Source organism: Draconibacterium sp., assembly GCF_041583095.1.
Classification (GTDB): Bacteria; Bacteroidota; Bacteroidia; order Bacteroidales; family Prolixibacteraceae; genus Draconibacterium.
The window spans coordinates 1-7,829 of sequence record NZ_JBFHGM010000238.1; the positions used below are offsets into that span (position 1 = coordinate 1).

At 40.3% G+C, this 7,829-nt stretch carries 7 protein-coding genes; 5 read left to right on the forward strand and 2 right to left on the reverse strand.

Annotation, left to right across the window (positions count from 1 at the left end; genetic code table 11):
- The 5 genes from ABZB17_RS17670 to ABZB17_RS17690 all read left to right on the forward strand — a co-directional run.
- Window positions 1-406: V-type ATP synthase subunit D (locus ABZB17_RS17670; RefSeq protein ID WP_372652082.1), on the forward strand; the 406-nt coding region annotated here is incomplete at its 5' end.
- On the forward strand, window positions 403-2,238 hold the full coding sequence (locus ABZB17_RS17675; RefSeq protein WP_372652084.1) for a V-type ATP synthase subunit I: 1,836 nt from the start codon (window positions 403-405) through the stop codon (window positions 2,236-2,238). The genes ABZB17_RS17670 and ABZB17_RS17675, both read left to right, overlap by 4 nt.
- Window positions 2,239-2,259: 21 nt before the next feature.
- Complete coding sequence (locus ABZB17_RS17680; protein WP_045026960.1) at window positions 2,260-2,730, forward strand: hypothetical protein; 471 nt, start codon at window positions 2,260-2,262, stop codon at window positions 2,728-2,730.
- Window positions 2,731-2,847: 117 nt separating this feature from the next.
- Window positions 2,848-4,086, forward strand: a complete 1,239-nt coding sequence (locus ABZB17_RS17685) for a sensor histidine kinase (RefSeq protein WP_372652086.1) — start codon at window positions 2,848-2,850, stop codon at window positions 4,084-4,086.
- Between the two features lie 9 nt (window positions 4,087-4,095).
- Window positions 4,096-4,749 (forward strand): response regulator transcription factor, encoded by a 654-nt coding sequence (locus ABZB17_RS17690; RefSeq protein WP_163321750.1) that lies wholly within the window; start codon window positions 4,096-4,098, stop codon window positions 4,747-4,749.
- Between the two features lie 112 nt (window positions 4,750-4,861).
- Here the strand turns inward: ABZB17_RS17690 and ABZB17_RS17695 are convergent, their stop codons facing one another.
- A complete protein-coding gene (locus ABZB17_RS17695) occupies window positions 4,862-6,406 on the reverse strand; it encodes an OmpA family protein (RefSeq protein WP_372652088.1) in 1,545 nt (514 codons plus the stop codon).
- A 145-nt stretch (window positions 6,407-6,551) separates the two neighbouring features.
- A partial coding sequence (rlmD, locus tag ABZB17_RS17700; protein WP_372652090.1) for a 23S rRNA (uracil(1939)-C(5))-methyltransferase RlmD occupies window positions 6,552-7,829 on the reverse strand: 1,278 nt, incomplete at its 5' end.

Sequence of the window (7,829 nt, forward strand, 5' to 3'; positions counted from 1 at the left end):
GATGAGCGACTCGTGGGTGAACATCGATGAATATATTTCGGTGAATAAAATTATCACCAAAACCGTTGATGTGGCGGGAGTTCGTGTTCAGCAGTTCGTTAAGGTTGACTTTAACGTAATGCCATTTAACGACAACACCCCTTTGTGGGTTGACGATGCCATTGAACTGATGCAGGTACAATTGCAACTGCTGGCCGAAATCGAGTGTTTGAAAGAACAAATCGAACTTTTGGAAGAAGAACTGCTGGATGTACGTGCACGGGTAAAACTGTTCGAGAATCGTCGTATTCCGAATGCAAAACTGGCCATCCGTAAAATTGGTCAGAAGCTGCAGGACGACGAACGTCTGACAATTGCAACGGCGAAAGTGGTAAAAACAAGCAAACAAAAGGAGGGCAGCTTATGATAGCAGAAATGAAGAAACTGATGCTGTTTATGCCCGACTCGGCCGATGATATTGATGCCGAACTTACCGCTTTGGGAGAGCTTGGAGTGTTACACATTGCGCCTTTGCAACCGGCAAAACACGAATCGATTGAACGTGTTGATGCCCGGATAAAACAGCTCAAAAATGCCATCGAGGTTCTGAATCAATACGATAATGAGCAGTATTCCGGCCCAAAAAATGAGGAAATTCCGGACTACTCAAAACTGGAACGGGGAGCGGTTTTTCTGATGGAAAAGGTGCTGGATGCTGAAAACCACCGGCTGGAACTGGAAAATAATAAACTCAACCTAACCAGCGACATAAGGTGGTTCGAGAATTGGGGAAATATTACCCTAAAGGCTATTAAAGAACTCAACGATAACGGAATTTGGATAAAAACCTATCTGCTTGACGACAAGGACTTAAAAAAAGTAACCGATCGTGATGACATCCAGATTGTTGGCAAATTCTCAGATCTGAACCAGGTTATTTTATTAACCAGAGATACCAGCGAACGATTGCTGGATATGGAAGCACTACCTTTTCCGCAGAACGAGTTGGAAAACGCAAAAGAATTATTAGCTGCAACCATTAAGGACCTGGAAAGTAACAAGGAGTTTTTACTTCAGCTACGCGAACAGAAAGCTGTATTGGTAGACGGCTTAAAAGAACGCTTGCGTCGTTATGATGTTCGGAATGTGCAGTTTGGAGGTTTAGCTGTGGATAAACACGTTCGTTTCTGGAAAGGTTTTATTCCGCTGGAACACGTTGACGAATTTATCGAAACAGCTGAAAAACGTCATTGGGGTTATGTGATAGAGGATCCTTTACCGGAAGAAGAGGAAGAGGTCCCTACCCTTGTGCGAACGCCAAAATGGGCACAACGCATTCAGCCGGTTATGGATTTTATGGGGCTGGTTCCGGGCTACAAGGAGATGGATGTTTCCCGGGTATTTATGGTATTCTTTACCTTTTTCACCGGAATTCTCGTGGGTGACGCCGGCTATGGTTTGGTATTCTTGCTGATCACCTTTTTGGCCCACCGGAAGAAAAAATTCGCCAAACAGATCGAGTTTGGGTTGATCTATACACTTTCGGTGTCGATTATGTTTTGGGGTGTGTTAACCGGAACCTATTTCGGATCGGAAGCAATTGCCGAACTTCCCGTACTTCGCAGTTTAAAAATTGAAGCACTGGCCAGTTTTGGTGGCGACAACCTGATTATACAGAAAATCATGTTCCTGATTGGTGCTGTTCACCTAACGGTCGGTCACCTGCAGGTTGCGTGGAAGTTCAATAACAGCGTAAGGGCCATTGCGCAATTCGGCTGGATAGCTATTATCTGGGGCTTGTACCTTATTGTAAACCAAATGGTACTTGGCATTGAAGCTCCGGGCTTAATGGTTTGGCTGTTTATTGGTGGCGCAGTGCTTGTGGCTTTGTTCTCAAAACCGGGAACAAGTTTCTTTAAAGGCATGCTTTCATCTATCGGTAATTTACCACTTAGCATCATCAACGGTTTTTCCGACATTATCTCGTACATCCGGCTTTATGCAGTTGGTCTGTCAACCGTGTTAATGGCGGCAAGTTTTAACCAAATGGCTATTGGCGACGGTATAACAACCGTGGCTTCCGGAATTGGTGCTGTGTTGGTATTAATTCTAGGACACGGATTAAATATGATTCTGGCGGCAATGGCAGTACTGGTTCATGGTGTACGCTTAAACATGCTCGAATACGCCGGGCACGCCGAAGTTGAGTTTTCAGGAAATGAATATAAACCCTTCAATTTGAAGGACAACAAACAATAAAATTTTTAAAATAGTATAAAAATGACTTTAACAACAATTTTAGCAACAACAGTTACAGGCTTTGGCGGACACGCTATTGCTCTGGGTATTGCAGGTGTAGGTTCAGCAATTGGAACCGGTATTGCAGGCATGGGAGCTTTAGGGCTTTGGAAACAATCGATCAGAGATAAGAAAAAACTTCCTTCGCTGGCTTTGGCAATGGTAGGTATGCCATTAAGCCAGGTAATATACGGTATGATTTTTATGAATTCAATGATTGGGGCAAACCTTAGTCCCGACAGTTATACCAACCAGATGATCTGGGCATTTTTTGTAGGTATTGCCATTGCAGCTTCAGCAATTATGCAGGGACGTGTGGGTGCTGCAGCTTGTGCCAACTTAGCTGTTGATGACAAACAGGGATCGGGTATGTACATAGCCGCCATGGGTATCATCGAAACGGTTGCACTTCTTGCCATGGTATTTGGTATGGGAGGCATTCCGAGTGCTTAAAAATACGCAAAGCATGACACTATAATATTCCCCCGCTGTTTTTCGGCGGGGGATTTTATTTTATATATGTAAATACAATTGAATATCTTTATCAAAAGAAATCATTGAATTTACTAGATGAGTTTAAAAATATTATTTCGCGGAAGGGTCTTACTGGCTATTATTATCTTCACTACAATTACCTGTACCGGGATTATTTACACCTCCATAAAAAGTTTGCGACTCGACCGTGAACACCTTTCATTACTGGAACTTTCAAAAAACATTGACCTCGAAATATCACACAGCCGAATCTTTCTGGATGATTACTTTTTGTTAAACGACTCCTCGAAAAAAACAAGGATCTTAAATAGTTTTACAACTTCCAACAGATACACGACTTCTCTCGACTCACTTATTGCTGAAAAATATAAAGGAAACCGCAAATCGGAACTTCAAAATTCGCTTGAAGAAGTAAGTAAGCAAGTTAACCAGTTACAAAATAAAGTAACGGCATCACTTCAAAATAAAACGAAAGATTTTAACGTGGCAATCTTAACTGAATATCGCGATTTTCAGCTTGCTTACCAGGAATTGGACAGAAAGATTCATGATTATATCCTGCACGAAAATAACGGATTCAGACAACGCGTATTTACACTCGTTCTGCTAACCTTTTTTCTGCTGTTAGTATGTATATTTTTAATCTACCGAATAATCAATTCGTATAACGCCATTGAAAAACAACAGGCACTCAGAGCGCTTGAGGTGGAATATAAAGAGCGAAAAAGAATAGCAGCCGACCTGCACGACGGATTGGGTTCAATACTTTCGAGCATTGCTCTTTTCATAAAATTAATCGAAAAAGACTGCACAAATAATTCCGAAAACAAAAGTCTGGTTCAGGTTAAGGAACTGTCGGGAATTGCATTGGAAAACCTGGAGGCTACAATAAACAACTTAAATCCATCAATTCTCAACAAATACGGTTTAATAAAATCGCTTGAAATACTCTGCGATAAAATAAACGATATTGGAGAAGTTTCCTGCGTGGTAAATTCAACAAATTCTGAAATCAAGTTAGATCAGAATATGGAACTAAACGTTTACCGTATTTGTAACGAATTGATCAACAACACACTTAAACACGCCGGTGCTTCAAAATTGTATATCGACATTCAACAAATTAAAAAGAAAGTGGTTATAATTTATCGCGACAATGGGAAAGGATTTAATCCCGAGCTTATTTATACATCAGATGAAGAAAAAATGGGACTGCGAAATATTATCAACCGCATTGAGTCGTTTGGAGGTAAATACGAAATTAACACCGGCGAAGGAAAGGGCGTAGAAATAAAGCTAAGTTTCATGACATAATTCACGAACATGGAGAACACAAACATTATAATCGTTGACGACCACAAGATTTTTAGAGATGGTTTGATAATGCTGTTAAGCAATTTCAATTTTGTAACGGTTGTAGGCGAAGCTGCCAATGGTGAAGAATTTCTGGAACTTATTGAAGATGTAGAACCCGACATTGTTTTAATGGACATTAACATGCCAAAAATGAACGGCATTGAAGCTACAAAACATGCACTCAAAAAATATCCTGAGCTAAAAGTTATTGCACTTACTTCTTTTGCCGACGATGAATATATAGAGCAGATGATTTCGGCCGGCGTGGAAGGTTACATGCTAAAACGCTCGGATATTGAAGATTTTGAAAAGGCCATAAAAAAAGTTGCCGATGGCGGAAGTTACTTCTCTGCAGAAATCATTAAAGTAATTTCGCGCAATTTATACAAAGACAAAGAGCGAAAGTCGGGCGAGCAACTACTTGATAAATTTACTTCGCGAGAAAAAGAAATTCTGAATCTGATTTGTAAAGGCCTAAACAACGAACAAATTGCCGAATTAATTCATTTAAGCCCAAAAACGGTGGAGAAACACAAAAGCAATCTTTTCCAAAAAACAGAAACTTTCAATACTGTTAACCTTGTCATTTACGCGTTTAAAAATCAGCTTATTTCGTTGTAACAATCCACTATCCTTTCAAAGAAAAAACAGCAAGTCCAAACTTCTGAGCAAAAGAAAGCTGCTCTTTAGAAAGAACAGCTTTCAGATGATTGGTATATAATATTACTTAATACTAATTTTCATTCATTTCAAGAATCGTAAATTCTGTTCTACGGTTTTTACGATGATCTGCTGCTGAACATGGAACACCGTCATCACATTGGTTTACTAACTGAGTTTCACCATATCCCTTAGCGGTAATCCTATCAGAATCAATTCCTTTGCCAACAATATAACCAACTGCTGAATCTGAACGTTTCTGACTCAGAATTTGGTTGTAAGCATCACTACCACGACAGTCGGTATGCGATCCCAATTCAACTTTCCAGTCAGGATTATCTTTCATTACTTTAACTAACTTATCCAGTTCAACTTCCGATGCCGGTAAAATATTCCATTTGTCGAAGTCGTAATAAATATTTTCCATAACGAACTTCTGTTTAACTTCAACTTTCTCAACCCATAATGTATCGCGGACTACACCAAAAGGTTTTCCAACTGTAGTAATTGTTTTCGAATCGTTCATATAGCCATCAATATTACTGGCTACAGGATAGCTTTTGCCTTCTTCCAATTCTTTCTTAAATACAGTACCTGCAATCAACTCGGCAACGCCGTCAAATGTAATATTTGCATCTTCCATCGGTTCCATTGTCTTCCTGTCCATAACCACCAATTCAAGATGGTATAAACCTTCAATTAGAACCTTATAAATATCGTCGCTCCCCATTCCTCCTTCTTTGTTCGAGCAATAGTAACCAACTTCTCCATCAGGATGAATTACAAAACCAAAATCGTCTCCTTCAGAGTTTAATTCGGTTAACTCTGCAACTCCGCTCATTTGATCGCCAAACAGTCCAACATTGTAAATATCAAGATCTTCACTTGCTCCTCTTCCATTTGATGCAAAAACCAGGAATTTGCCTTTGTAAATAAACGGGAACATTTCATTCTTATCCGTATTCACACCGCTGCCCATGTTATGCATCTCACCCCAGGTACCGTTTGTACGAATTGCCCTGTAAATATCTGTTCCACCGAGCCCCTTTTCAGGAATATCTGAAACAAAATACAAGGTATCGCCCGTAACGGTTACGCTGGGATGCCCCACCGAATAAGCTGGATCGTTAAATGGCAACTCACCCGTTTTCTGCCACTCGCCATCAATCTTTTTGGCGATGATGATTTTTAGCCGGATATCTGCCTTTTGATAAACTTTATTGCGTACAATCGGATTTTCGAAATTACTTAAGGTTACAAAAAGCTCTCCGGTTGCCTCGCAATACGAAACCGGGCCGGCATGGTAACCTTCGCTTGCCTCGGCCAGCATAGCGCTTTTACCTGGTTTTACATTACCTGTCGCGTCCGTTGGAGTTGAATAAAGGTTATAATAGATTTTCTTTTTTGAACCACTATTTAACTTTTCAATCTCTTCGTCGGTATAAGCCGAATACCAAAGTTCATCGCCCACGAAACCGGGACCAAAATCACTTTGTGTTGTATTCAGGTTGGTCTTCTCTGTTTCGAGCTTGACCATTTTTTTAAAATAGACACATTCTTGTTGAGTAAACGCCAACATCGGTACAAATGCAAAAAGAAAAAGTAATACTCTTTTCATAATTATTTGAATTTAGGATTTTTCAGAAACTTGTTCAATATTATACATACAAAATATTAAGAAAGCATCCGGCTTCTTAATACGACCCTTATTTTTGCAACTTTTAATTGCATTTAGAGACACCAAGTTAGGCTATTTTATGTAATTAATCAAGCCTTTTTCTGAGCAGAACTACATTTTCAACATGATGTGTATGAGGAAACATATCAACGGGCTGAATTTTCTCAATTTGGTACAACGAATCAAGCATCGCAAGGTCGCGTGCCTGGGTAGCGGGATTGCAACTAACATAAACAATTTTATGCGGCTCCATTTTTAAAATCGTTTCAACAACATCGGCGTGCATACCTGCCCGTGGGGGATCGGTAATTACCACTTCAGGGGTGCCGTGCTCGCTAATAAAAGTTTCGTTAAGAACATCTTTCATATCGCCGGCAAAAAACCGGGTATTCTCAATATTGTTGAGTTTCGAATTGATTTTGGCATCCTCAATCGCTTCGGGCACATATTCAATTCCCACTACTTTTTTCGCCTTTTTTGCCACAAAATTAGCAATTGTTCCGGTGCCGGTGTACAGGTCGTAAACGATCTCAGCTCCTGTAAGTCCGGCAAAGTCGCGGGTTACCTTGTATAATTCGTAGGCTTGTTCAGAGTTGGTTTGATAAAAGCTTTTCGGCCCGATCTTAAATTGTAATCCCTCCATATCTTCCAGCACGTAATCGCGCCCTGCAAACACTTTTATTTCCTGATCGGTTATCGTATCGTTTCCTTTTGTATTAATAACATACATCAACGAAGTTATCGCCGGAAACTCGTTCTTCACAGCTTCCAGCAACTGTTTGCGCGCCGGTTCATCTTCGTAAAAGAAACTTACAATAACCATTACCTCTCCGGTTGAGGTGGTTCTGATAATAAGCGTTCGTAAAAAGCCTTTCTGTTCGCGAATATCAAAGAATGAAAGCTTTTCTTTGAGGGCATAATTGTAAATAAAGTTGCGAATTTGATTCGACGGATCGTCCTGCAACCAGCATTTATCGATATTCACTACTTTATCAAACAACCCGGGAACGTGAAAACCAAGAGCATTCGGGTTTTTAATCTCCTCACGGCTCTCCACCTCCTCTGTACTCAACCAGCGTTTGTTCGAAAAAGTGAATTCCATCTTATTTCGGTAGAAAGTGTTCTTTTCAGAGCCAAGAATTGGCAGCATTTCAGGCAGTTCTACTTTTCCAATCCTGGATAGTTGATCCTGCACCTGTTTTTGTTTGTAGAACAATTGCTTTTCGTAAGGCAAAATTTGCCACTTGCATCCGCCGCATACGCCAAAATGCTCGCAGAATGCGTTGATCCTGTCTTCGCTGTACGCCTTAAACGTTTTTACAACAGCTTCCTGGTAACGTTTTCTTTTCTTTGTTACCTGCAA

Excerpts from the sequence above, each read along its gene's own strand:
- ABZB17_RS17675 (WP_372652084.1), top strand. The coding sequence starts at position 403 with ATGATAGCAGAAATGAAGAAACTGATGCTGTTTATGCCCGACTCGGCC.
- ABZB17_RS17680 (WP_045026960.1), top strand. The coding sequence starts at position 2,260 with ATGACTTTAACAACAATTTTAGCAACAACAGTTACAGGCTTTGGCGGA.
- ABZB17_RS17685 (WP_372652086.1), top strand. The coding sequence starts at position 2,848 with ATGAGTTTAAAAATATTATTTCGCGGAAGGGTCTTACTGGCTATTATT.
- ABZB17_RS17690 (WP_163321750.1), top strand. The coding sequence starts at position 4,096 with ATGGAGAACACAAACATTATAATCGTTGACGACCACAAGATTTTTAGA.
- ABZB17_RS17695 (WP_372652088.1), bottom strand. The coding sequence starts at position 6,406 with ATGAAAAGAGTATTACTTTTTCTTTTTGCATTTGTACCGATGTTGGCG.